General features: G+C 59.9%; 25 protein-coding genes. 16 read left to right on the top strand and 9 right to left on the bottom strand.

Annotation, left to right across the window (positions count from 1 at the left end; translation table 11 throughout):
* The first annotated feature begins 5 nt into the window (after positions 1-5).
* From RBB49_RS24360 to RBB49_RS24340, 5 genes are all read left to right on the top strand, one after another.
* On the top strand, positions 6-779 hold the full coding sequence (locus RBB49_RS24360; RefSeq protein ID WP_306145515.1) for an ABC transporter ATP-binding protein: 774 nt from the start codon (positions 6-8) through the stop codon (positions 777-779).
* Positions 776-1,492, top strand: coding sequence for an ABC transporter ATP-binding protein (locus tag RBB49_RS24355; protein WP_306145514.1), 717 nt, complete (start codon positions 776-778; stop codon positions 1,490-1,492). The genes RBB49_RS24360 and RBB49_RS24355 overlap by 4 nt, the downstream gene beginning before the upstream one ends.
* Complete coding sequence (locus RBB49_RS24350; protein ID WP_306145513.1) at positions 1,489-2,379, top strand: branched-chain amino acid ABC transporter permease; 891 nt, start codon at positions 1,489-1,491, stop codon at positions 2,377-2,379. The genes RBB49_RS24355 and RBB49_RS24350 overlap by 4 nt, the downstream gene beginning before the upstream one ends.
* Positions 2,379-3,329, top strand: a complete 951-nt coding sequence (locus RBB49_RS24345; protein WP_306145512.1) for a branched-chain amino acid ABC transporter permease — start codon at positions 2,379-2,381, stop codon at positions 3,327-3,329. Before RBB49_RS24350 ends, RBB49_RS24345 begins: the two co-directional genes overlap by 1 nt.
* Positions 3,330-3,433: 104 nt before the next feature.
* On the top strand, positions 3,434-4,159 hold the full coding sequence (locus RBB49_RS24340; protein ID WP_306145511.1) for a hypothetical protein: 726 nt from the start codon (positions 3,434-3,436) through the stop codon (positions 4,157-4,159).
* Between the two features lie 12 nt (positions 4,160-4,171).
* Here RBB49_RS24340 and RBB49_RS24335 read toward each other — a convergent pair whose 3' ends face one another.
* A complete protein-coding gene (locus RBB49_RS24335; RefSeq protein WP_306145510.1) occupies positions 4,172-4,783 on the bottom strand; it encodes a TetR/AcrR family transcriptional regulator in 612 nt (203 codons plus the stop codon).
* 184 nt (positions 4,784-4,967) lie between these two features.
* Between RBB49_RS24335 and RBB49_RS24330 the strand changes: the two genes are divergently transcribed.
* Positions 4,968-5,912 carry a homocysteine S-methyltransferase family protein gene (locus RBB49_RS24330; RefSeq protein WP_306145509.1) on the top strand — a complete coding sequence of 315 codons (945 nt, stop codon included), beginning with the start codon at positions 4,968-4,970 and terminating at the stop codon, positions 5,910-5,912.
* 45 nt (positions 5,913-5,957) lie between these two features.
* Positions 5,958-6,554: a GNAT family N-acetyltransferase gene (locus RBB49_RS24325; RefSeq protein WP_306145508.1), complete on the top strand. Its 597-nt coding sequence runs from the start codon at positions 5,958-5,960 to the stop codon at positions 6,552-6,554.
* Between the two features lie 44 nt (positions 6,555-6,598).
* Here RBB49_RS24325 and RBB49_RS24320 read toward each other — a convergent pair whose 3' ends face one another.
* Positions 6,599-7,057 carry a GNAT family N-acetyltransferase gene (locus RBB49_RS24320; protein WP_306145507.1) on the bottom strand — a complete coding sequence of 153 codons (459 nt, stop codon included), beginning with the start codon at positions 7,055-7,057 and terminating at the stop codon, positions 6,599-6,601.
* A 535-nt stretch (positions 7,058-7,592) separates the two neighbouring features.
* Between RBB49_RS24320 and RBB49_RS24315 the strand changes: the two genes are divergently transcribed.
* The gene (locus RBB49_RS24315; RefSeq protein WP_306145506.1) at positions 7,593-8,366 is read left to right on the top strand and encodes a hypothetical protein; all 774 of its coding nucleotides are present in this window, start codon (positions 7,593-7,595) and stop codon (positions 8,364-8,366) included.
* 48 nt (positions 8,367-8,414) lie between these two features.
* On the opposite strand, the gene RBB49_RS24310 is transcribed toward RBB49_RS24315, so the two are convergent.
* From RBB49_RS24310 to RBB49_RS24290, 5 genes are all read right to left on the bottom strand, one after another.
* A complete protein-coding gene (locus RBB49_RS24310; protein ID WP_306145505.1) occupies positions 8,415-9,137 on the bottom strand; it encodes an alpha/beta fold hydrolase in 723 nt (240 codons plus the stop codon).
* Positions 9,134-10,675 carry a proline/glycine betaine ABC transporter permease gene (locus RBB49_RS24305; protein ID WP_306145504.1) on the bottom strand — a complete coding sequence of 514 codons (1,542 nt, stop codon included), beginning with the start codon at positions 10,673-10,675 and terminating at the stop codon, positions 9,134-9,136. The genes RBB49_RS24310 and RBB49_RS24305 overlap by 4 nt, the downstream gene beginning before the upstream one ends.
* A complete protein-coding gene (locus tag RBB49_RS24300) occupies positions 10,672-11,727 on the bottom strand; it encodes a glycine betaine/L-proline ABC transporter ATP-binding protein (RefSeq protein WP_306145503.1) in 1,056 nt (351 codons plus the stop codon). The genes RBB49_RS24305 and RBB49_RS24300 overlap by 4 nt, the downstream gene beginning before the upstream one ends.
* A gap of 94 nt (positions 11,728-11,821) precedes the next feature.
* Positions 11,822-12,787 (bottom strand): glycine betaine ABC transporter substrate-binding protein, encoded by a 966-nt coding sequence (locus RBB49_RS24295; RefSeq protein ID WP_306145502.1) that lies wholly within the window; start codon positions 12,785-12,787, stop codon positions 11,822-11,824.
* Positions 12,788-12,847: 60 nt separating this feature from the next.
* A complete protein-coding gene (locus tag RBB49_RS24290) occupies positions 12,848-13,891 on the bottom strand; it encodes a D-cysteine desulfhydrase (protein ID WP_306145501.1) in 1,044 nt (347 codons plus the stop codon).
* 112 nt (positions 13,892-14,003) lie between these two features.
* Here RBB49_RS24290 and RBB49_RS24285 point away from each other — a divergent pair, with 112 nt between their 5' ends.
* Entirely contained in the window at positions 14,004-14,954 is a 951-nt protein-coding gene (locus RBB49_RS24285; RefSeq protein ID WP_306145500.1) for a LysR family transcriptional regulator, read from the top strand.
* A 22-nt stretch (positions 14,955-14,976) separates the two neighbouring features.
* Here RBB49_RS24285 and RBB49_RS24280 read toward each other — a convergent pair whose 3' ends face one another.
* Entirely contained in the window at positions 14,977-15,600 is a 624-nt protein-coding gene (locus RBB49_RS24280) for a MarR family winged helix-turn-helix transcriptional regulator (RefSeq protein WP_306145499.1), read from the bottom strand.
* Positions 15,601-15,772: 172 nt separating this feature from the next.
* Here RBB49_RS24280 and RBB49_RS24275 point away from each other — a divergent pair, with 172 nt between their 5' ends.
* Genes RBB49_RS24275 through RBB49_RS24265 form a run of 3 tightly spaced genes read left to right on the top strand, consistent with a single transcriptional unit; the run spans position 15,773 to position 18,532 of the window.
* Complete coding sequence (locus tag RBB49_RS24275) at positions 15,773-16,705, top strand: PDR/VanB family oxidoreductase (protein WP_306145498.1); 933 nt, start codon at positions 15,773-15,775, stop codon at positions 16,703-16,705.
* 43 nt (positions 16,706-16,748) lie between these two features.
* Positions 16,749-18,059 carry an aromatic ring-hydroxylating dioxygenase subunit alpha gene (locus RBB49_RS24270; protein ID WP_306145497.1) on the top strand — a complete coding sequence of 437 codons (1,311 nt, stop codon included), beginning with the start codon at positions 16,749-16,751 and terminating at the stop codon, positions 18,057-18,059.
* Entirely contained in the window at positions 18,059-18,532 is a 474-nt protein-coding gene (locus tag RBB49_RS24265) for an aromatic-ring-hydroxylating dioxygenase subunit beta (RefSeq protein ID WP_306145496.1), read from the top strand. Before RBB49_RS24270 ends, RBB49_RS24265 begins: the two co-directional genes overlap by 1 nt.
* Positions 18,533-18,544: 12 nt before the next feature.
* Here the strand turns inward: RBB49_RS24265 and RBB49_RS24260 are convergent, their stop codons facing one another.
* Positions 18,545-18,964, bottom strand: a complete 420-nt coding sequence (locus tag RBB49_RS24260) for a thioesterase family protein (RefSeq protein WP_336623438.1) — start codon at positions 18,962-18,964, stop codon at positions 18,545-18,547.
* Positions 18,965-19,361: 397 nt separating this feature from the next.
* On the opposite strand from RBB49_RS24260, the gene RBB49_RS24255 reads away from it, so the two are divergent.
* The 4 genes from RBB49_RS24255 (at position 19,362) to eutB (ending at position 23,398) form a co-directional block, all read left to right on the top strand.
* Positions 19,362-20,378: a TRAP transporter substrate-binding protein gene (locus tag RBB49_RS24255; RefSeq protein ID WP_306145495.1), complete on the top strand. Its 1,017-nt coding sequence runs from the start codon at positions 19,362-19,364 to the stop codon at positions 20,376-20,378.
* A 53-nt stretch (positions 20,379-20,431) separates the two neighbouring features.
* Positions 20,432-20,929 carry a TRAP transporter small permease gene (locus RBB49_RS24250; protein ID WP_306145494.1) on the top strand — a complete coding sequence of 166 codons (498 nt, stop codon included), beginning with the start codon at positions 20,432-20,434 and terminating at the stop codon, positions 20,927-20,929.
* Positions 20,922-22,235 (top strand): TRAP transporter large permease, encoded by a 1,314-nt coding sequence (locus tag RBB49_RS24245; RefSeq protein ID WP_306145493.1) that lies wholly within the window; start codon positions 20,922-20,924, stop codon positions 22,233-22,235. Before RBB49_RS24250 ends, RBB49_RS24245 begins: the two co-directional genes overlap by 8 nt.
* A gap of 155 nt (positions 22,236-22,390) precedes the next feature.
* A complete protein-coding gene (gene eutB, locus RBB49_RS24240) occupies positions 22,391-23,398 on the top strand; it encodes a hydroxyectoine utilization dehydratase EutB (RefSeq protein ID WP_306145492.1) in 1,008 nt (335 codons plus the stop codon).

Here is a 23,398-nt window from a genome sequence, read left to right as displayed (position 1 = left end):
CAACAGTGATCCGGCTGGACGAGATCTGCGTCGATTTCGGCGGTTTGCGCGCGGTTGACCACGCAAGCTTCGAAATCGGCGCAGGCCGCATCACAGGTCTGATTGGACCGAACGGTGCGGGCAAGACGACGGCATTCAACGTTATCGCGGGGGCGATCTGGCCGAGTTCAGGCCGTGTATTCTTCGATGGCAGGGACGTCACTGCGCTGAAGCCTTACCAGAGGGCGGAGGCAGGTCTGGCGCGCACTTTTCAGATTCCGCACGAATTTGCGCAACTCTCCGTGCTTGAGAACCTGATGGCGTCCGCTTCCGCGCCGCGGGGCGAAAACGTGTTGAACGTGATCTTCCGGCGCGGACGCTACTCCGCCGAGGAACGCGCGATCTACGAAACCGCGCGTGAAACCGTTCGCCTGCTCGAACTGGAACATGTCATCGACGAAAAGGCCGGCAATCTCTCCGGCGGCCAGAAGAAGCTCGTCGAACTCGGCCGCGCCCTGATGCGCGATCCCAAGATCATCCTGCTGGACGAGATCGGAGCCGGCATCAACCGGACGCTTTTAGGAAAACTGGCCGACAAGATCCTGATGCTGAACGCGGAGCGCGGCCTCACCTTCTGCCTGATCGAACATGATCTCGACTATGTCTCGAAACTTTGCGACCACGTTCTGGTGATGGCGCAGGGATCGCTGTTGACGGAGGGAACCGTCGACGCGGTGAGGCAGGACGAACGCGTGATCGAAGCCTATTTCGGCGGCGGCAAATACGAGGCCCAGCTATGACGGAGCAGCTTGCCGTTGCCGGATTGTCGGCAGGCTATGGCGGGCCACCGATCATCGAGGACATCTCGCTGACCGTGGAAGCCGGTGAAATCGCCGTGGTGCTCGGTCCGAACGGCGCCGGCAAGTCGACATTGCTGAAATCGATCTTCGCGCTGACAAGCGTTTCGGCCGGCTCCATCCGGCTCGGGGACCGTGAACTGTCCGGATGCAAGACCTCGGCGCTGGTGCCTCTTGGTGTCTCGGCAGTGCCGCAGAACAAGAACGTCTTCGCCTCCATGACGGTCGATGAGAACCTTGATGTCGGCACCTATGCCGCGCCGCCGCCAGACCAGAAGGCGACCCGCGAAAAGGTGCTGGCCCTGTTTCCCGATCTGAAGGACAAGCTGAAACAGCCGGCAGGTGAATTGTCCGGAGGACAAAGACAAATGGTCGCCATGGGCCGGGCCCTGATGAGCGAGCCGAAACTTGTGCTGCTGGACGAACCGACGGCGGGCCTCTCGCCTGCCTATCTTGAACGCATTTTCGATCTGCTACTCGATATCCGCAAAACCGGGATCACGGTGCTGATGGTGGAGCAGAACGCACGCCAGGCGCTGCAGATCGCCGATCACGGCCACATCCTTGTCAATGGCCGCAATCATCTGAGCGGCACGGGCCAGGAACTGCTGGCCGACGAGGACGTGCGCCGCCTCTTTCTGGGGGGCGCCGCATGAGCGAATTCGTCAATTTCTACCTGTTTCCGGCGCTCACCATCGGCAGCATCTATGCGCTTGGCGCCGTCGGCATTTCGATGATCTTCGGCATCCTGCGCTTTGCCCATTTCGCCCATGGGGACCTGATGACCCTGGGCGCTTACGGCATCATGGCGGCGACCGCGCTGATGCCGGTCAATCCGCTCCTGCTTGTTCCCTTCGGAATGGCACTGACGATCTTTTCCGCGCTCTTCGTCGACCGTTTTTTCTACCGGCCTTTGAGAGACCTGCCGACCATCTACACGGTGATCTCCTCGTTCGGGATCGCGCTTGTTTTTCGTTCGATGATCCAGCTCATCTGGGGATCGGAGAACCAGGTGCTCGTCGCGGGCGTGCGTCCGCCCCTGGTTCTCTTCGACACGATCCGCGTCTCCGTTTTGCACCTGCAGGCGATTGTCACGACAGCCATCATCGCCGTGCTGCTGCACTATTTCCTGACGGCCACCAAAACAGGCAGGTCGATGCGCGCGGTCGCCGACGATCCCGAACTTGCGGAAGTGTCCGGTCTCGACACGGCCAAGGTTGTGCGCTGGACCTGGATCATCGGGGCAGCGCTTGCCGCCGTGGCAGGCGCGTTCGCCGCGCTCAACACCAGCGCGCATCCCAATCTCGGCTGGAACCTGCTTCTGCCCATGTTTGCCGCCGCCATTCTCGGCGGCATCGGCAAACCGATGGGTGCGATGGCGGGCGGCTTCATCATCGGTATGGCGGAGGAACTTTCCTCCTATCACTGGATCGGCGATGAAGCGCTGATCTCGCCCTCCTACAAGACCGCAATTGCCTTCGTGATCATGATCGGACTTCTGATCTTCCGTCCGCAAGGGCTCTTTAAAGGTAGATTGCTCTAATGGAACTGACCGGCCTGTTTTTCTACATTGTCAGTCTGCTGATCCTTGGCGGTATTTATGCGCTGCTGTGCCTTGCGCTCAATGTGCAGTGGGGCATGGGCGGGCTGTTCAATGCCGGGATCGCCGGTTTTTACGGCGTCGGCGCCTACACCTCCGCGATCCTGACGACGGCAGCCTCCGGCAGACACCTGGGCGGCTTTTCCATGCCCGTTCCGATGGGCCTTGTCGGGGCCGCGATTGTCGCGGGTGTGACCGGCTGGGCGGTTGCCAGGATCTGCGTGCGCCTGAAAAGCGACTACCTTGCCATGGCCTCCATCGGCATCGCGGAGATCCTGCGCCTGGTGTTCGTCAATGAAAGCTGGCTGACGAATGGCAGCCTCGGCGTGTCCCGCATCCCGCGGCCCTTCGCCGACTTTACCACGGGCCGGATGTCGGACGTTGCTTTCCTCGGGTTCGTCTGGGTCATCGTCCTGCTTGTCTATGTTGCGACCACGCGGCTCTATGACAGCCCATGGGGACGCAGCCTCAGGGCGATCCGCGACAATGAAACCTCCGCGTCGGCTGCAGGCAAGAATGTCGAGAAGTTCCGCGTCCAGACTTTTGTCATTGGCTGCGCGGTCATGGGCATCGCGGGCGGCTTGTCAGCACACTATTTCCGTTTCCTGTCGCCGACGGCCACCGACCCGCTCCTGACCACCTTCCTTGTCTGGGTGATGCTGATGGCAGGCGGTTCGGGCAACAACAGGGGCGCGATCCTCGGCGCCTTGAGCATCTGGACGATCTGGTCCGTGACCGAGATTTTCACCAACCGGCTGCCGCCTGAATGGGCGACGCGGAGTTCCTTCATCCGTATGCTTCTTGTCGGGCTGCTGCTGCAGGTCGTGCTGCAGCGGTTCCGGGCGGGGCTCCTGCCGGAGAAATCGCCCCCGGTCAGGTTCAGGAAAGACTAGGCGGAGGACATTAGTGAAGGACCACGAAGCTTCGTTCAAGCCTGGACCTCTCCTTGAGTTCGACAGCAGTGTTGGTGGGTTGCCCCTCACGCGGTGGTCGTGACATGCGCCTGGTTTTCTGGAACTGCAACATGGCGCTGCATCGCAAGTCGGAGGCTCTGTTGTCCGAGCGCCCGGACATTGCCGTGATATCGGAATGCGCCCATCCGGAGATATTGGCGAAGCGCGGCGACACGGCCTTGTCCGGCTGCTCCGCGCTCTGGATGGGGACCAATCCCAACAAGGGCCTGGGTGTCTTCGCCTTCAACGGTTACACGGTCACGCGCTTCGAGCCGTTTTATCCAACGCTGCGTTTCATCCTGCCGGTAAGGGTCGACGGCCCACGACCCTTCAACCTGATCGCGGTCTGGGCGCAGAACGCCAGCGCAGGCGTTACCCGCAAGCATCAGAGTGGACCGCTCCGCCGGGCGTTCTCCAAGTACCGTCAATTCATCAATTCCGGTCCGACCGTGATTGGCGGAGACTGGAACAGCAACAAGATCTGGGACAAGCCGGGCTGGCGTATCAACCACATGGCCAAGGTGGACATTCTGGACGGCATCGGGATCGGCAGCGCCTACCACGCGGTGACAGGGGAACCGCAGGGTGAGGAGAAAACGCCGACGCACTACTGGCGCGACCGCCGGATCGACGGTCCGACCTACCATATCGACTTTGTCTTCGCACCCAATGCCTGGCTGGAAGAGATCAAGGCCTTCTCTGTGGGGACCTTTGACGACTGGGTCGGAAACGGCCTGAGCGATCATGTTCCGATCACGGTCGAATTCTGAGTGTCTCGGGCTCTAATTCGGGCTGAAAAGCAGCTTCAGATAAGTCCGGAACAACATGATCTGCTCGGACGCATTGTTGTGTTCGCGCAGCGCGCGCTGCAAGACGAGACCACCCTCGACGACCCCTGACACCATGTCGCCGAGCGCGTCGAGATTAACCTCCTCGCGCGGTTGGTAGACGTCCGCGATGTCTTCGAACATACCGCGAAAGCGTTTCCGCCAACCCAGGATGGCCTGCCGGTTCAACTCGCGAACGCCTTCGTCGAACAACCGGTCCTGATAGGCCGTCGAGGCGATGACGCATCCCGGGTGTCCGGTCGGCATTTCCTCCAGCATTTCGGCCAGAAGCTTCAGGCCGATAAGCATTGAGTGGAGCGGATCGTCGTTGAGTTCGCGGGCCCGCGCAAAGAGGTCGTCGTAGAGCGCGTTCTCGACCTCGATATAGCGTTCCAGCATGGCCCGGGCGAGCGCGTTCTTGTCCTTGAAATGGTAGAAGAAGCCACCCCGGGAGATCTCGGCACCGGCGACGATTTCCTCGATCGAGGTTGCCTCAAAGCCTTTCTCCAGCACCGCGGCTTCGGCTATGTCGAGGATCCTGCTGCGCGTGTCGGTTTTGCCGGTCAATGTTTCCCCTACTGTACCGTGAGTCCAGTTGACACTCCTCCGTCAAACATCCTTGGGAGGAAACCTGTCATTACACACTGAAAATAAAGCGGAAAATGAATCCCCGCAACCGGACCACGCGACCACTACCGGCCGGACGCCGCCGCGCATAACTGTCTTGGCATTGAAACAGGAGAAAAGCGCCATGCGAATACATGACCTTATTCATGCCGAACGGTTCTTTCTGTCAGATGGCGGACTGGAAACCTATCTGATCTTCGACAAGGGCTACGAGTTGCCATGTTTTTCCGCGGCGGTTCTGCTCGACAGCGAACAAGGACGCCGGGACCTTACCGAATATTACGAACGTTTTCTGGACATTGCCCGCCAGTCCGGACGTGGTTTTGTCCTCGACGCACCGACATGGCGTGCCGGTGTTTCCTGGGCAGGACCGCTCGGTCAGCCGGTCAGCGAGGTTCTGCAGACCAATGAACGGGCGGTGCGTTTCGTGTCGGAGATACGCATGCGCCACGAAGAAGATGCGTTGCCGATCCTCGTCAACGGTCTCATCGGCCCGGCCGGTGATGCCTATGCACCGGATGAAATTCTGTCCAGCCAGGATGCCCTCCTGATCCATGCGCCGCAAATTCATGCGCTGGGCCGCGCTGGTGTCGACATGATCAGCGCCATGACGCTGACCCATGCCGGCGAAGCCGTGGGCATGGTGCGCGCCGCAGCGGAAATCGACGTCCCCATCGTGATTGCCTTCACGCTGGAAACCGATGGCCGGCTGCCGTCCGGTCAGCCGCTTGCGGACGCGATCGGGGAAGTCGACGATGCGACAGGCAATGGCCCCGCCTACTACATGATCAACTGCGCGCATCCCGATCATTTCCGGGATGTCGTGGAAACCGGTGGGGCGTGGACATCCCGGGTCGGAGGCATCCGGTCGAACGCTTCACGCATGAGCCATGCGGAATTGGACGAAGCCGTGACGCTGGACGATGGCGATCCCGGCGAGCTTGGCCGACTGAACGCGGAACTGATGCGGTTCCTGCCAAACCTCCACGTCGTCGGCGGGTGCTGTGGCACGGATCACAGGCATGTCGGCTGTATTGCCATTAATGAACGTTGCCGGCCGGCTGCCTGAAGACCTGGCCATTCAATCACTTTTCAACAACAGAGAGCCAATTAAATGAATTTTCAATCCAGTCCCCTGATCAGGCAAGCAGACAAGGAAGACGCCGCCGCGCTTGCGAGGTTGATCGACATTGCGGGCGAAGGCATTCCCAACTGGCTTTGGAGCCGGGCCTGCGAAAACGATCAAACACCGCTCGAAATCGGTACCGAGCGCGCGCAAAGGCCGTCGGGCGGATTTTCCTTTTCAAATGCGCTGGTGTCGGAACGGCAGTCCGACATTACCGGCATGGTCCTGAGCTATGCGATCGAGACCGCGCCGGAAGACGATCCTGATGCGCTTCCCGCACCGATTGCTCCCTTCGTGGAGCTTGAGAAGCACTCGGTCGGTACCTGGTACATCAACGCCCTGGCAGTATTCCCCGGCAACCGGGGGCAGGGGCTGGGCAGCTCCCTGCTCGCTGCAGCGGAACGCCTTGCGCGCGAAAACGGCACTTCTGCCATGAGCATTCAGGTCTATGCCCAGAACACCGGGGCAGTGCGCCTCTATCAGCGCCTCGGCTACAAGCTCCACGAAAAAGCACCGGTGCGATCCCATCCGTGCCAGCCTTACTATACCGGTGACGTCCTGTTGCTGATCAAGGATCTGACCTGACTGCCGAAAGGCGCGGCCATCCCGGTCGCGCCTCTGGCAGGTTTTCAAAGTGCCTTCCAGAACACGATCTTGTCGTCGCCCGGACCCCAGTAATCCCGGATGCGCGCTTCTTCCGTGTAGCCGCACTTTTGGTAGAAGCTGCGCGTTCCGGCGAAACTCCCGGCACCGGACGTGTCCACGATGAGGACTCTGTTGTGTTTGTCGCGCAGCAGCTCTTCGAGCGTTGCGACAAGGGCACGGCCGATGCCGTTTCCCTGCCGGTCGGGCAGGACGGCAAGCGCCAGCATGTTCCAGGTTCCGTCTGTAAACGTCTCCTCCATGGCGTAGCAGAAACCGGTGATCCGGCTGTCCTCTTCGCAGGTCAGCCACAGGCTGCTTTCGTCGCCGTCGGACAGGAAGCCGTTGATCATGTCCGGCAGCAGGTCGGAAGGAAACAGCCCCGTGCGCTCGGCAACATGTTGCAGGGAAGGGATGTCATTGGAGACAGATGGTCTGATTTTCATTTGGAACGATCTTTCACGATGCATGTGCCGGGGCGTTCAAAAGCCTGGCAATGGTCTCTGCCCGTTGCCCGCACACGCGTTTCGTTTGGTGCGGAAAAGCCGGCAGCACAAAACGTGGCGACACCCGCAAAGGTTTCGCCGGTTCTGACGTGCTGTCTCAAGAGCTGAGATCAGCAGTTATGCGCATTCGTGAACATAAAGTCTCCGGTGCCTGCCACCGTGACAGGTGCACTCGACGATAGCACCGTACGGTTTGCATCGCAAACGCGCCGGAACTTGCGGCGGCGCATGTGATGGGCATCGGCAACCTCATTGCGGCACCTTGCGTAAGCCTCTGAAAAAATGACGTTACGACGCTTTAACGCAGTGTTTTGTACGCAAGCGCGAGATGTTGTGCAGAACAATCATTTGATGCAGATCTTCACCCACTGTTAACCATAAATTGCAATGACTGTCTGCACCTATTACGCGAGTTTGGCGCGAAATTACCACTTGGGGCAGGGTCATGGTCAGGGCGTTTTCAGCAGTTTTTTGCATGCTTGTATTAACGTGCAGCGGTCAGGCTGCCGACTACACATCACCGGTGCCGACTGAGTTTCAGACCACTGTTCTCAGGGGCAGCATCGGGCTGCGTTACTGGTACAGCCAGAACAACTCCGAAATCGATACGGGCGACCTGAACTGGAACACCGTGGACGATGTCACATCGCACACCGCCGAGATTTTCGGCGAGCTTGAGGACACGACCACGAACATGTTCGCGCGGGCCTATCTGGGACTGGGCCGCAACTTTGGCGGTGAAGGCGATTTCTATATCTTTCCAAGCGGTAATCTTGAGTCCACTGCACTGGGATATGTCGTGGTCGACGGCGGTGTCCGTTTCGCCGAATTCGCCAACAAACAGATCCGGCTGAAGGGCTATGTCGGTTACCAGTACCTCAATGACAGCATCGATGCGGTGGACGGACGGCTCATTGCCGAACAGACACGCCAATGGCATGCCTTGCGTGTCGGGTTGACAGCGGAAGGCGACATCGGTGAACGGTTCGGCTGGATGGTTGATGTCGCCGCAGTTCCCTGGAGCTACAACCGGGTCGAGACCTGGGAAAGCAACTGGACCCACGGGGTTGAAACCGACGTCATGCTGAATTTCGATCTCACCCGGAACTGGAACATCGGCGTCGGCGGACGCTACTGGTGGCTGCAGTCGAATTTTGATCGCCGCTGGGTCTCGGACGGCTCAAAAGCGGTTCTGGAACAGAACTATCAGCGCTACGGACTTCTGCTGGAAAGCAGCTACAGGTTCTGAACAGTTGATCCCGTCAGGTCGCAGGGGTCTTCCCTGGCCGGGGCGGCCTCACATTTCGCGAAGAAACTTGCGAACAATGCGATTGAACATTTCGGGCTCTTCCAGATGGACCGCATGCGCACAGCCCGGCACGACCGCAAGCCGGCAATCGGGTATCGTTTTCCAGAGAACCTCCGCCTGCGGCCATGCATAGGTGCGGTCGCCGTCGCCCCAGATCACCAGGGTCGGCGCGCTGATTGCCGAAAGCGCGTCCGCGCCTGACCAGTCCCGCATCGCCTCCAGTCCGGCCATGATTGCGGACAGGCTGCTCTTTTCCGCGATGGCCGCGCAGTCGGGATAGGTGTCGGCCTCCTCGCCCTGCATGAACCAGGTTGCGGATATTCTGCGTGCTGTTGCCGAAGGGCCGTCCTCTTCCGCTCGCCGCATCGAAGTCTCGATCGTCTCGAACCGTCCCGGCAGGACCCCGACAGCGCCGGTGCCGTAGAGGATAAACCGCTCGATGGTTTCAGGCTTCCGCCGCATCATCTCCTGAACGATCATCCCGCCCATGGAATGTCCGAGCAGGTGAAAGCGCTCGATCCCGAGGCTCGCGAGATATTGCAGCACCCAGTCCGCGAAACCTGCAATCGAATTGATCGGCGGCAGGTCTGCGTTTGCCCCGAAGCCGGGCAGATCGATTTCGACCAGGTGTCCGTCGTTTGAAAGCGGCGCCTGCAGGCGCCACTGGTCGCTGCCTCCCATGAACCCGTGAACGAGCACAAGTGGGATCATTTACGCGCACCCTGCACGATCCGGTCGAGGATCATGGCGCAGAAGAGGATCGAGAAGCCCGCGAGAATGCCCTGCCCGACATTGGCGTATTGCAGGGCTTCGAGAACGTCCTCGCCAAGGCCCTTGGCCCCGATCAGGGATGCCACCACCACCATCGCCAGGGACAGCATGATCGTTTGGTTGATCCCGGCCCGGATCGACGGGCTGGCAAGCGGCAGGTCGACCCGTGTCAGCAGGTACCACTTGTTGGCGCCGAAGGCGATCGCCGCCTCGCGAACGCTCTCCGGCACGCCGCGCAGGCCAAGCACCGTCAGCCGGACGACCGGCGTTCCGCCGAAGATCATGGTCGTGACGACGGCGGCCGGTTTGCCGGTGCCGAAAAAGGCGATGACCGGGATCATGAACACGAAGGCCGGCATGGTCTGCATGAAATCCATGATCGGCTGGATGAAGGCATAGAACCGTGGCCGCCGTGCCGCGAACATGCCGAGCGGGATGCCGATCACGATCGACAGGCAGGCAGCGGTGCCGAGCAGTGCCAGTGTCGTCATGGCTTTGTCCCAGAAACCGAGCAGGCCCATATAGGCGAGAAATGCGCCGGACCAGATCGCGGTGCGAATGCCCGCTGTCAGCCAGGTCAGCAGAATGATCAGGCTGGCGACCACGATCCAGGGCGTGCTGACGAAGACCAGCTCAAGCGCATCCAGCAGCAGCCGGATGCAATAGGTGATCGCGTCGAACAGCGCTTCCCCGTTGGCAACGCAGAAGGCGAAGAAGGCCTCCACGCCCTCGATGCTGACGATCCGGAACTCCGGATTGGTCGGGAACGCGTCAAGCAGCGAGAAGCGGCCCGGAAAGCTGTAATGCAGAACCGACGCAAGCACGATAACCGCCATGAAAATCGCGCTGAATGCGATCTGCGAGACCGGCATGCCCGAGCGGATGGAATTGTCCGAGAGCCATTCGGAAAACCGCTTTTCCAGTGCCCAGTTCGCGGAGACCGCCTGTATGGCCTTGGCAACGAACAGCAGCGCCACGCCGGCAAGCGCAATCCAGATCCCCTGTTCGGCAAGGGCGTCGGCTTCGGCCCGGATACCGCCGATACTTGCTTCCAGCGACTCCACCGTCCGCCGGTAGACGTCGGCCTTGTCGGACCCGCTTTCAATGGCGGCGGCAAGCTGTTCGCGGCGCAGTTCAAGCGTCCCCTCGATCGATTCGATCCGTTCCCTCGCTTCGGCAGCAAGATCGCCGAAGAGGCCGCGCGCGATCTGGACGATGGCCAGCGTTTCGATGATCAGGAACGGCAGCGCCCAGGACCACAGCCCCCGTGCGCCGAACCAGATCGGTCCGAACAGCCCGGCCATCATGTTGAAGGTTGCGGTAAAGCGGGAACTTGCGCCGATCCTGTCGAAATTCTCGATATAGTATTCGGGATTTGTGCGCACGAACTCGGCTATGTTTTTCCGGCGTTCCTCGGTGTAGATCCGGGCCGCCTCGGCCTCGTTGTCGGTCAGGGGCGTGTTGATCTGATCCATCATGATACCTCTGTCCCCTCAATAACGGTCCGCAGGATGTTTTCCCGTGTGATCACGCCGACATCGGCGCCGTTGTCCTCGACAATGATCGCATCGCCTGTGTCGATCGCCATGTTGATGAGCGTGCTGAGTGTCTCGCTCTCGCCGACGCGCGGTGCGTTTTCCGGCACGGGGCCGTTCGCGCCGGTATAGGCTTCGAGCGGCTGCATCACCGCATGTGCCCGGACGACTTTCAGCCGCGAGATCCCGGCGACGAAATCGGCAACATAATCATCGGCGGGGTGCATCACGATGTCTTCCGCCGTGCCGATCTGAACGACCCGCCCGTCCCGCATGATCGCGATGCGGTCACCGATGCGAACCGCCTCGTCGAGGTCGTGCGTGATGAAGACGGTCGTCTTCTTCAGGATCTGGCTGAGCCGGATGAACTCGTCCTGCAACTGGCGGCGGATCAGCGGGTCGAGCGCGCTGAACGGTTCGTCCATGAGAAGGACGTCCGGATTGGCGGCAAGGGCGCGGGCCAGTCCGACGCGTTGCTGCATGCCGCCCGAGAGTTCATGCGCGTATTTGGATCCCCAGGCACCCAGCTCGACGATTTCCAGAAAGGCGGCTGCCTGGCGCATGCGTTCATTCTTTGAAACCTCGCGGATTTCAAGAGGCATCGCCACATTGTCCAGAACGGACCGGTGCGGCATCAGCGCGAAATTCTGAAAAACCATTCCGATCTTGCGGTTGCGGAAGGTCTGAAGGTCCTTGGTGCCGAGGGCCATGACGTCCGTCCCCTCGATCAGGATCTTGCCCGAGGTCGGTTCCAACAGCCGGTTGAAGTGACGCACAAGCGTGGACTTGCCGCTGCCCGAGAGACCCATGATGCAGAAGATCTCACCGCGGTTGACATGCAGGCTGACATCGGCGACGCCGACCACGGCGTTGTACTGTGCAAGAACCTCCGCCTTGGTCAGCCCCTCTTCAAGGATCGCGCTGAGCGCGGCCTTCGGGTCTGTGCCGAAGATTTTCCAGACATTGGAGATCTCGATGACGGTCTCATCACTCATGGATCACGGCGCCCCGCAGGATAAGAAAAACTGATTGGTCACGGCTGTGCGGTGCCGGCTTGACCGGCACCGCCTTGTTTGCAGTCTCTGACGATCAGAGCCCGAGCCAGGCATCGACGCGATCCGGGTTTGCTTCAACCCACTCGCGTGCAACGTCTGCCGGATCCTTGCCGTTCCCGCTGATCTCGAAGGCGAAACCGCTGACGTCATCGGCGGTCAGCGAGAACTTGGAAAAGAACTCGGCGATGGCCGGGGAACGATCCGCAAGGGAATTGGACCAGGCGATCTGAACCTTCTTCAACGCGTCCTTGGTTTCGACATTCGATTTTTCGAACCAGTCGGCATCATCGGACGGCTGGACCATGACGTATTTTGCCGGGTCATATGTCGGCTCGCTCAGCATCTCGACGTCGAACATGTACCAGATCGCATGCGGCTTGTAGCAGTAGAAGGCATAGCCCTCGCCCTTTGCGATACTGTCCTTGACGCGTGCGGTCTTGACGCTTTCCTCGGCGCGGACCGGCTCGATGAAATCCATCAGGCCATAGTCGCGCACCTTGACTTCGTTGACGTTTGCCGACGCCCAGCCGGGTGCACCGATCCACATTTCACCTTTGCCGTTTCCGTCGCTGTCCATCTTTTCGGCAACATCAGGACGGCCGAGATCGGCGATATCGGTGATGTTGTTGGCTTCGCCGAAATCCTTGGAGACGCAGAAACCCTGGTTGCCTTCGTAAGGATTGGACGACAGCGTCACGGTGCCGGCACCGTCGACATACTTCTTGGTAAAGCTCTCCTGGTTCGGCAGCCAGACGTCGGGATGGACGTCAATGTCGCCCTTGCCCTGGTCCATGGCCTGGAAAATCGTTGCATTGTTACCCGGAACCATTTCCGCCTTGCCGCCAATCCGCATTTCGACAACAGCGGCCAAAAGGTGGGCAATCGCCTGTGCGCCGGTCCAGGACGGAACGCCGATCTTCACTTCTTCGGCCGCGAAGGCCGGCACTGCAAAGACGCTCATCGCGGTTGCGACAGTAAGACACTTAAGACTTGATTTCATGATTCACTCCTCTGGTGGATGGTGCCGGTGACCTGTTTTTTTGGGTTTTGATGGTTTCGCTTACGCCAGGTCCTCGGAAATCTGATCTTCATAGGCAAACAGGGACGTCGATCCGCCCGTATGCAAAAACAGGACATTGTCCTCCGGTTTGAAAAAACCGCTGCGGACAAGACCGATCAGACCGGCCATGCCCTTTGCCGAATAGACAGGATCAAGAAGAATGCCTTCCTGACGCGCCGTCAACCGTATTGCTTCAAGTGTGGAAGGAGCCGGGATACCGTAGCCTTCGCCGACATAACCGTCATCGACCAGGATTTTGTCCGGTGCGATCTCAGGTCCTCCCAGATGCGCCAGCGTTTTCTGTGTCGTGGCAAGAACGGCACCGGTCTGCCGTTCCTTCGGCTGGCGCACGCTGATCCCCATCACGGGCAGATCATACTCCAGAATGTGGAAACCCGCGACGAGCCCGGCCTGGGTGCCGGAACTTCCTGTTCCCATGACCAGCCACTGGAAGTGGAGGCCGCTCTGGACCGACTGGTCGACAACCTCCTGCGCGCAGTTTGCATAGCCGAGCGCGCCGGTCGCGTTTGAGCCGCCTCCGGGAATGAAATAGGGCTTGTGCCCGGCGTTGCGCAGACTTTCCGTGACCTCCAGCGCCTCGGCATTCATGTCGAGCCCGTTTGGCCGGAACTCGAATGTCGTTCCGAACAGCTTGTCAAGGAAGACATTGCCGGTCTTCTCGTAGCTTTCGTCCCGGTCAGGCACACGTCTTTCAAGCAGAACATGGCATTTCATTCCCAGCTTGCAGGCGGCTGCCGCGGACTGGCGCACATGATTTGATTGGACGGCACCCTGGGTGACAATCATGTCGGCGCCCTCGCGCAGCGCTTCTCCCATCAGGAACTCGAGCTTGCGCGTCTTGTTGCCGCCCGTCGCAAGTCCCGTGCAGTCATCGCGCTTGATATAGAGTTTCGGTCCGCCCAGATACGCGCCAAGACGCGGCATCTCTTCAATTGGCGTTGGCTGATGACACAAATCCACTCTCGGGAACCGGTTGAATTCGATCCGCTTTGTTGCGTTCGGCATGAGTTTTTCGACGGACATGTTATGGCTCTGCTTAGATTTTCCTCAAGCTCAAAATTGAGGCAAATTCAGACGCAAATCCAATAGTATGTTTGCATGACATTATGCAAATTTTGCAATATGTTGCGTTCTCATGGATATCTATCTGTTCCGGGATCTCTCCCGTCTGCACAAGACAGGCAACTTTTCCCAGGCCGCGGACCTCAGCAATCTCAGTCAGTCCGCTTTCAGCCGCCGGATCAGGTCGCTGGAGAGCTGGATCGGCGTGACGCTCGTTGACCGGTCGCGGCAACCGGTCCGCCTCACGGCTGCCGGTCTGCAGATGCTGGAGGCAGGGCAGCAGGCCCTGGACAGGATCGAGCAGGAGCGCAGCCAGATCCTCGAAGCGCAATCGTTGCCGGACAAATATGTCGTGACCTTCGGCGCGCAGCATTCAATCGGCTGGCGCTTCTATCCGGCATGGCTGCAGGGTTTTGAAGAAAGTTTCGGCCCTATTCTTTCACGCCTGAGAGCGGACGATCTGCCCAATTGCATGCGGGATCTCAAGAATGGCGACGTTGATTTCGTGATCGCTTATGAGAGCCGGCACGTTCGCTATAACGGTCCAGCGGCGGAGCTTGCGCGCGGCAAGGTTGAAGACGCCAACGCGCTCACCATCGGTTACGACAGCCTGATCCCCGTCTCCAAGCCGCAATCCGACGGCACGCCTCTTTTCAGTTTCAGCGCGGACGGGATCGAGATGCCGTTTTTGAGGTTCGGTGAAGACGCGCCGATCGCGCGCCATCTGGAATCCTTGTTCAACAGCGAGGGATTGGGCGACCGGCTTCGGATCGTTTACGAGAACTCCATGGCCGGGGCTCTTCGTATCCGCGCGCGTGACGGCATGGGCGTGGCCTGGCTGCCGAGAAGCCTTGTCGCGCCTGACATGAAAGCGGGCATTCTCGTGCAGACCGGCGCACCGGATTGGGAAGTTCCCCTGGAAATAAGGCTGTTCCGGCACAAACCGCATTCGAACCGTGTCACCCGGTCCATCTGGTCCTTCCTTGAGAAGCGGCACTGCCTCGGTGCCACCGTCGACGCCTGATCCGGTCTGAGGTGTCTCCTGTTTATTCGTTCGAAATCAGGGACGAGTCCAGGGCTTCCAGAAGGCGGACCAGTGACGGCTTGATCCGCTCCGCATCGGCCGGGCTGAGCGCTGACAGAAGTCTCGTTTCGTGATCCTGCGCTTCTTCGACCAGGTCTGCGCTCAACGACTGGCCGTCAGCAGTCAGGTACACCCGCACACGCCGTCCGTCACCCTCGTCGCTTTTTCTGGCAACGAGACCGCGCTTTTCCATCTGGTCAACGATGCGCGTCATGCGCGACTGCTCCATGAGTGAAAAGCGTGCCAGCTGGGTGATCATCAGTCCGTCCTGATCGAAGAGACAGGCAAGGACGCGCCATTCCGGCACGCGCAGACCCATTTCGCGCACCCGCGCATGGAATTGATGACTGGCGGCCTCGCTCGAGGCAGCAAGAAGATAGAGCAGGTAAGAAGAAACGAATTTTCCCGGTGCCTGTGCCAATGATTGTCCCCGACGTGAGCGCATGTGTTCAAGGCTGTTGTGCCAACCGGCAATCCCCAAGAGTTGCATCAGTTTGTTGGTCCAGCTTGCCGGGCTTTGACCACCGCCCTCATCCTGAGGAGCTGCGTCAGCAGCGTCTCGAAGGATAGGCCAAACATTCGGCATTTGTGGCCCATCCTTCGAGACGGACCATTCTGGTCCTCCTCGGGATGAGGTTTTGTCTGCCGCGTTGATTTATCTGCGAAACTGTTTTCGTTTAGCCCGGAACATTTCGGAAAAAAAGAGGCTTGACTCAAATTATATGAAATTTCATATTTATTGACGAGAGGAGACGCCGGTGAAACTTGTTCTTCAAAGCGTGGAAAGGGAGACGGATCGGATCTCCGTTTTCAGGTTCGCGGCAGCAGACGGTTCGGCACTGCCGGCCTACGAACCCGGCGCCCATGTCGATTTCGATCTCGGACCGGCCGGTATCCGGTCCTATTCCCTGATTGACTGGCCGCAAGCGTCTGACACCTTCGACGTCGCCGTCCAGCGCGAGGACGATGGGCAGGGCGGTTCCAGGGCAATGCACGGCCTGGCCCCGGGACAAACCGTGACGGCAACCGGCCCCGGGAACGACTTTCCGCTTGTGGATGATCCCGGCTTCTCGCTCCTTCTGGCGGGCGGCATCGGCATTACACCGCTGATATCCATGGCGACCCGTCTTCATGCAGGCGGCCGGGCTTTTCAATTGCACTACGCGGCCCGCACCGCGTCCGGAATGGGTTTTGCCGACAGCTTGACGGCAGCCTTCGGGGAGGCCGTCAAACTCTATTTCGACGATGTGGAGCCGGTCGATCTTTCCGCGCTTATGCGCGGGCAGCCGCCCGGAACGCATGTTTATATCTGCGGCCCCAAGGGCATGATTGACGCGGCGCGGAGCGCGGCGTCGGAGGCGGGAATTCCGGACAGCGCGGTCCATGTCGAACTCTTCAGTTCTCCCGAGCCTCAGGACGGTGATGCGGCGTTCGAGGTGGAGGTTCACGAGACCGGTCAGGTCGTGACCGTCGCTCCGGGCCAGACAATCATCGAGGCGCTCGAGGATGCCGGTCTCGACGTCATGTATGATTGCCAGCGCGGCGATTGCGGCATTTGCCAGACAGACGTGATCAGCGGCGAGCCCGATCACCGCGATGTCGTCCTGTCCGATGCTGAAAAGGCGTCCGGCAAGGTCATGCAGATTTGTGTCAGCCGGGCGAAGTCAGCCCGCCTGGTGCTCGATCTTTAGTTGCCATTCACGTTCAGGGTCACAGACCGGAGGAGGAGCCAGCATGCGGACAGCCAGCGAGATAACCGCCCTTTTTACCGGACCGCAGGTGCACCGGGACGTTTATACCAGCCCTGAGGTCTACCGACTGGAGATGACGCATCTCTTCGCGAACACCTGGGTATTTGTCGGACACGAAAGTCAGACTCCGAAAAAGGGAGACTACTTCACCACCCAGATCGGCGATCAACCCGTCATCCAGGTCCGTCATTCGGACGGCGAGATCTATGTGCTGTTCAACCGGTGTCCGCACAAGGGCACGAAAATCGCCATCGATCGGGAAGGCAACACGGGCAAGTTCTTCCGCTGTCCGTATCATGCCTGGTCCTTCAAGACGAACGGTTGCCTGCTCGCGATCCCGCTGAAGAAAGGCTACGAGGATACCGGCTTTGAGGACAGTGAAAGCGCGAAAGGCATGACCCCGGTCGGGGCGGTGCGCAACTATCGCGGCTTCGTGTTCGCAAGGCTCGCGCCCGAAGGCATCGGATTTGAAGACTATTTCGGAGGCAGCCTGTCATCGATCGACAACATGGTCGACCGGTCTCCGGAGGGGCGTCTTGAAATTGCCGGACCGCCCTTGCGCTACATGCACAAGTGCAACTGGAAAATGCTGGTCGAAAACCAGACGGACACCTGCCATCCGATGGTTGCCCATGAAAGTTCGGCCGGCACGGCGGTCAACATCTGGAAGGAAATGGGCAACCCGGAGCCGCGGCCGCCCGCGATGGAAATCATCGCCCCCTTCATGTCGCCCTACGAATTCTTTGAAAAGATGGGCATACGCACTTGGCCGAACGGCCACGGGCATACCGGCGTCCACCATTCCATTCACTCCGACTACTCGGCGATACCGGGCTATTTCGAGTCCCTGTGCGAGACCTATGGCGAGGAGCGCGCCAAGGCGATCCTGGACGAGAACCGGCACAACACCGTCTATTTTCCGAACATCATGATCAAGGGACCGATCCAGCAGCTCCGGAATTTCATTCCGCTCGGGCCGGACAAGACCCTCGTGGAAAGCTACATCTACCGCCTTGTCGGCGCGCCGGATCAGTTGCTGGCGCGTACGGCCATGTACAATCGCATGATCAACGCACCGACATCCATTGTCGGCCATGACGATCTGGAAATGTATGAACGGGCGCAGGAAGGCCTGATGTCGAATGGCATGGAGTGGGTCAATGTCCAGCGGCTGAGGACCGGCGACGAGGAGTTTGATCAAGAGGCGGTTGAGAACGGCACCACCGAGCGCCAGATGCGCAACCAGTTCGATGCCTGGGTGAAATTCATGACAGTCTCGATGGAGGACGCGTGATGCCGGTCACCAGGGAACAGGTCATCGACTTCATCTATGACGAGGCGCGCATGCTCGACGAGGGCCGCTACGATGAATGGCTGTCGCTCTGGCTTGAAGACGGCCATTACTGGATGCCGCTTGACTACAAGCAGACGGACCCGCACCTGGTCACGTCCCTGCTCTATGAGGACATGTTCATGCTGCGGCTGCGGGTCGAGCGGCTGAACGGAGCCAGGACCTTCAGCCAGAAACCCAAGAGCCGGTGTCATCACGTCATTCAGCGCCCCTTCATCGACGAGATGCGCGAAGACCGCATCGTGACGAACACCTCGATGCACTATGTCGAGACCAGGCTCGACGAGCAGTTCCTTCTGGCCCTGACCGCGATCCACGAACTTGCCGTCGTGGATGGCGCGATCAGGATCGCGAACAAGCGGGTCGACATCCTGAACAGTGACGCGGCCTTCGGCAATATCCAGCTTCTGCCCTGAGCCCGCCGGGCTTCAGTCGGTCGGCGGGATACATGCCAGCAATGCTGCCTTCACATCATCCGGCCAGGGGATGGACGTATGTTCGTCCAGATTGCTGGCCGCCAGAACCTGCGTGCTCGACCAGCGTTTCTGACCCTTGCAGCTGATTTCGTGATGAATGGTGACCGACGACCGGCCGACGCGCTGCACCGTGACCTCGAACTCGAGTTCTTCTCCGAAGAAGGACGGGCTGGAAAAGTCGCTGGAGATATGGACCGTGGGTGTGCCCCACCGCTCTTCCCAGATGATCTTGTGCCAGGGGTAGCCAAGTTCCAGCCAGAACTCCTCGTTCACACCGTTGAGGATGTTCAGATAGGACGGAAAATAGGCGGTCCCGGAAATGTCGCAGTCGCCGAAATTGAGCATGCGTTTGGTTTTGAACGGTATTTCCAATGCAATCCTCCCTCGTTCAAGTGCCACCTATACAATGGATCGGTTTCCCGATGCATCGGATTTCGGCATTCGTGACATTTGTGTTTGCATTTATCGTCCGGTCGGTCAATAATACGGGCAAGCAGTCGATGGAGGCACCTTTCGGGAGTTCCACGTCCGACCGGACAGGATCAAGTCCGGTGAAACTCTGAGAAAAGAGCGTGTTGTCATGCGCTTACATGGAGAGCTCGGCGCGCGATGGTGCATTGCTGAAGCGGAATATGAGCCTTCGCTCGCCCCAGGAAATATATGCAGTTTCATATTTCTTGACAAGCAGACGAGTTGAAGGGAAAATTTGAAGGTCGGTCTCGGGCGCGGAGGAATTGCCCTTTTGAGACACATTCCGAGGGAGAGAAAAATGAAGTCGCTTATCAGGATTGCAGGTGCCACGGCCGTTTCGCTCTGCCTGAGCGTTTCGGCGCTTTCGGCTGAAACCGTACTGAAAATTTCCAGCTGGCTGCCGCCAACGCACGGCATCAACACCGAAATCTTTGCAGGCCTCGTCGACATGATGGAAAAGTCGACGGAAGGCGAAGTTTCCGGCGAGCTTGTTTTCGGTCTTGCACCGCCCCCTGCACAGATGGATCTCATCCTCGATGGTGCGGCTGACATTGCCATCATCTTTCATGGCTACCAGCCCGGCCGCTTCGTCGCGACGAAACTGATCGAACTACCGGGATACGAGGGCAGTGCCGAGGCAGCCTCGGTTGCCTACTGGCGCGTGCATGAGGAACATCTGGACAAGCTCGATGAGCACCGGGGCGTGAAGGTTATCTCCCTCAACACGCATGGTCCGGGGCAGATCCACTCGAGCAAGGACGTTGCAAGCCTTGCCGACATGGACGGTCTGAAAACCCGTATCGGTGGCGGCGTTGCCGGCGATGTCGGAGCGGCTCTGGGCCTGATCGGCATCAACGTGCCCGCACCCAAGGTTTATGAAACGCTTGATTCCGGCGCGGCCGACGCGGTCGCCATGAATGTCGGCGAGCGTGTCGGCTTCAAGTTGAACGAGGTTGCCAAGAACCTTTACGACATGCCCGGCGGCCTCTACCGCGGCTCCTTCGCGATCATCATGAGCCAGGAGAAGTTCGACAGCCTGCCCGAGGAAGTTCAGAAAGCGCTCGACGAAAACGTCTTCGGTGAGCCGGCCAGCCGCATGGCGGGCGCTGCATGGGACAAGTCCGACAAGATCGCCTATGAGTCAACGAAAGGCGCGGAAGGCACCAAGATCACGGCCGCGAGCGAAGACGACGTTGCCGCCTTCGAGAAAATCGCTGCCGAGGTCAAGGCCAAGGTGCTGGCGGAACTGACGGAAGCCGGTCTCGACGCCGAGGCGGCCTATGAAATGGTCAAGAAGGAAATGGCGGGCAACTGACCGCACCAGGTGGTCCGGACCTTCCGGACCGCCGGCTTTCCAAGGAAACACACGTGTCGCATTTCATGAAGCTTGCAGCGAGGCTGCCGGCCCTGCTTGCCGCGCTCGCGCTTTTTGTCCTGATGGTCATGACATTTTGCGATGTCGTGCTGCGCTCCGTCTTGAACGCACCGATAGAAGTGGCCGCGGACATGACGCGTCTCCTGATGGCAATCACGGTCTTTTCCGTGCTTCCGGTGGTCTCCGCGCAGGGGGGGCACATCAGTGTTGATCTGCTCGATGGCGTTTTCAAACGCAACCATCTGACGCGCTGGCGCGACGCCTTCACCAACCTCTTTTGCGGCATCATCCTGATCTGGCCGGCCGAGCGCGTATATGTCCTTGCAGAGCGCAGCAGGTCCTACGGCGATGTCATGGAATATCTGCGGCTGCCGCTCCATTTTGTCGGCTGGTTCATCGCTGCCGTTACCGCGATCACGGCCGTGGTCCTGATCGTCCGGGGTCTCGGCTATCTGTTTGCACCGAAACTGATGGGCGGATCGGATGCTTGAAGGTCTTCTCGGGTTTGCAGCAGTGCTCGTTCTGGTCATGCTGCGCATTCCGATCGCGTTTGCCATGGGTTTTGTCGGCATGGTCGGCTTCATGCTCGAGACCAGCTACCGGGCATCGATTTCCATGGCGGCACGCCTGATCATCGATACCAGCCAGGACTACGGGCTGTCCGTTGTTCCCCTTTTCATCCTGATGGGCCTGTTCGTGAACAAGGCCGGCATCAGCAGGGAACTCTATGCCGCTTCGAACGCGTTTCTGGGTCATCTGCGCGGTGGCCTCGCCATGGCGACCATCGTCGCCTGCGGCGGCTTCGCCGCCATATCGGGATCATCGCTTGCCACGGCCGCGACCATGTCGAAGGTCGCGATGCCCGAGATGCGCCGCTTCAACTACAGCGACAAGCTGTCGACCGCCTCGATCGCCGCCGGCGGAACGCTCGGTATCCTGATCCCGCCTTCCGTCATACTCGTGATTTACGGGCTCCTGACCGAAACCTCCATCGGCAAGCTCTTCGTCGCCGGGGTCATTCCCGGCCTGATCGGGATCGTGCTCTATCTGGTGGCCGTCAAGTTCACGGTCTGGCGCGACCCTGAGGCCGGTCCAGCCGGACCGCGTGCGAGCGTTGCGGAAAGACTGGCCGCGCTGAAGGACGTCTGGGCGGTTCTTCTGCTGTTCTTCCTGGTGATTGGCGGTCTCTACGGCGTGTTTGATGTTCCGCCGCTCAACCTGAGTTTTTCGCCGACCGAAGCGGCCGGAATGGGCGCGATGGGGGCCTTCCTGATTGCCATTGCCCGCCGGCGCCTGTCGCTGTCCGACACGTTCGACGCTCTGCGCGAGACCGCCATGACGACGGCCGGACTGTTTGCGGTGCTGATCGGTGCGTGGATTTTTTCCAATTTCGTCAATGTCGCCGGACTTCCGGCCGCGCTCAGCAATCTGGTGACGGCCTATGACCTGCCGCCCTGGGTGGTCATGTGCATCATCCTCCTGATCTACATCGCGCTCGGCTGCGTCTTTGAGAGCCTGTCCATGTTGCTCCTGACAGTCCCGATCTTCTTTCCGATCGTGACCGGGCTTGGCTACGATCCGATCTGGTTCGGGATCATCGTGGTGGTTGTCACCGAAATCAGCCTGATCACGCCGCCTGTCGGTTTGAATGTCTTCGTCTTGAGGGCGGTGGTGCGGGACGTGCCGACAGCGACGATCTTCAGGGGCGTTACGCCGTTCTGGATGGTGGACATCATCCGTCTTCTGCTTCTGTTGTCGCTGCCTGCCCTGGTTCTGTTCCTGCCGAACCAGATGTAGCCTGTCCGCAGTTCGCAACCGCGTTCGGGAGCGCCTGTCGCATTCGATGTCAATCAGGCTCTTGACCTGGCTCGATGTTCTTTCCCATCATCGCCGGATCGGTTTCGGATACGTCCGCGACCTTGCTCCGCCAAGCGGATAATCCGAGTCGCTGCATGAACCTGCATTCCTCCCCGCTCGCCGCGGACACTTTCATCAAGGCAAGACAGCGCATTGCCGGCACTGTCCTGCGCACGCCGGTTGTTCCCTCGCCATCCCTGACAACGCTTTGCGGGACCTCCGTGCATCTGAAACTTGAACATCTGCAAAAGACCGGGAGTTTCAAACTGCGCGGCGCCGCCAATGCGGTTCTGGCGCTCGATGAAACGTCCCGCAGCAACGGCGTTGTTGGCGTTTCCACAGGCAACCACGGCCGCGGGCTCGCCCATGCGGCCAGGGAGGCCGGCATCAGGTGCATCATCTGCATGTCCCGCCTTGTGCCGCAAAACAAGGTCGAGGGTATCAGGGCACTCGGCGCGGAGGTGCGCATCGTCGGCGTTTCCCAGGACGAAGCCCAGGTGGAGGTCGACCGCCTGGTCGCTGAAGAAGGGATGACACTGGTACCTCCGTTTGATCACGCGGACATCATCGCCGGTCAGGGGACGGTCGGGCTGGAAATTCTTGAGGATGTCCCGGAGGTCGGCACGGTGCTCGTGCCCCTGTCCGGCGGCGGGCTCATCTCCGGGGTGGCCGCTGCCATAAAGGCTTTGAATCCGGACGTGCGGATTATCGGTGTCTCCATGGAACGCGGCGCGGCGATGGCCGCCTCGCTGGACGCGGGGCACCCTGTCCAGGTGCCGGAGCTGCCGACACTGGCGGATTCGCTTGGCGGCGGCATCGGTCTCGACAACCGGTACACCTTCCGCATGACCCGCGATCTCGTCGATCAGATCGTGCTGCTGAGCGAGGCGGAAATCGCCGAGGGCATCCGGCATGCCTATTGGCAGGAACAGCAGGTCGTAGAAGGCTCGGGCGCGGTCTGCCTTGCCGCCATTCTGGCAGAGAAGGTTAACCTGTCAGGCCCGGCCGTCGCGCTGCTGACCGGTTGCAACATCGACATGACCATGCACAGGCGCATCATCTGCGGCGAAACCGTGGATCTGATGCATGAAGGGGAGCATTGA

Source organism: Roseibium sp. MMSF_3412 (genome assembly GCF_030733265.1).
Classification (GTDB): domain Bacteria; phylum Pseudomonadota; class Alphaproteobacteria; order Rhizobiales; family Stappiaceae; genus Roseibium.
The sequence above is the reverse complement of the archived record's forward strand: the minus strand, read 5'-3'. Positions and strand labels throughout refer to the sequence as shown.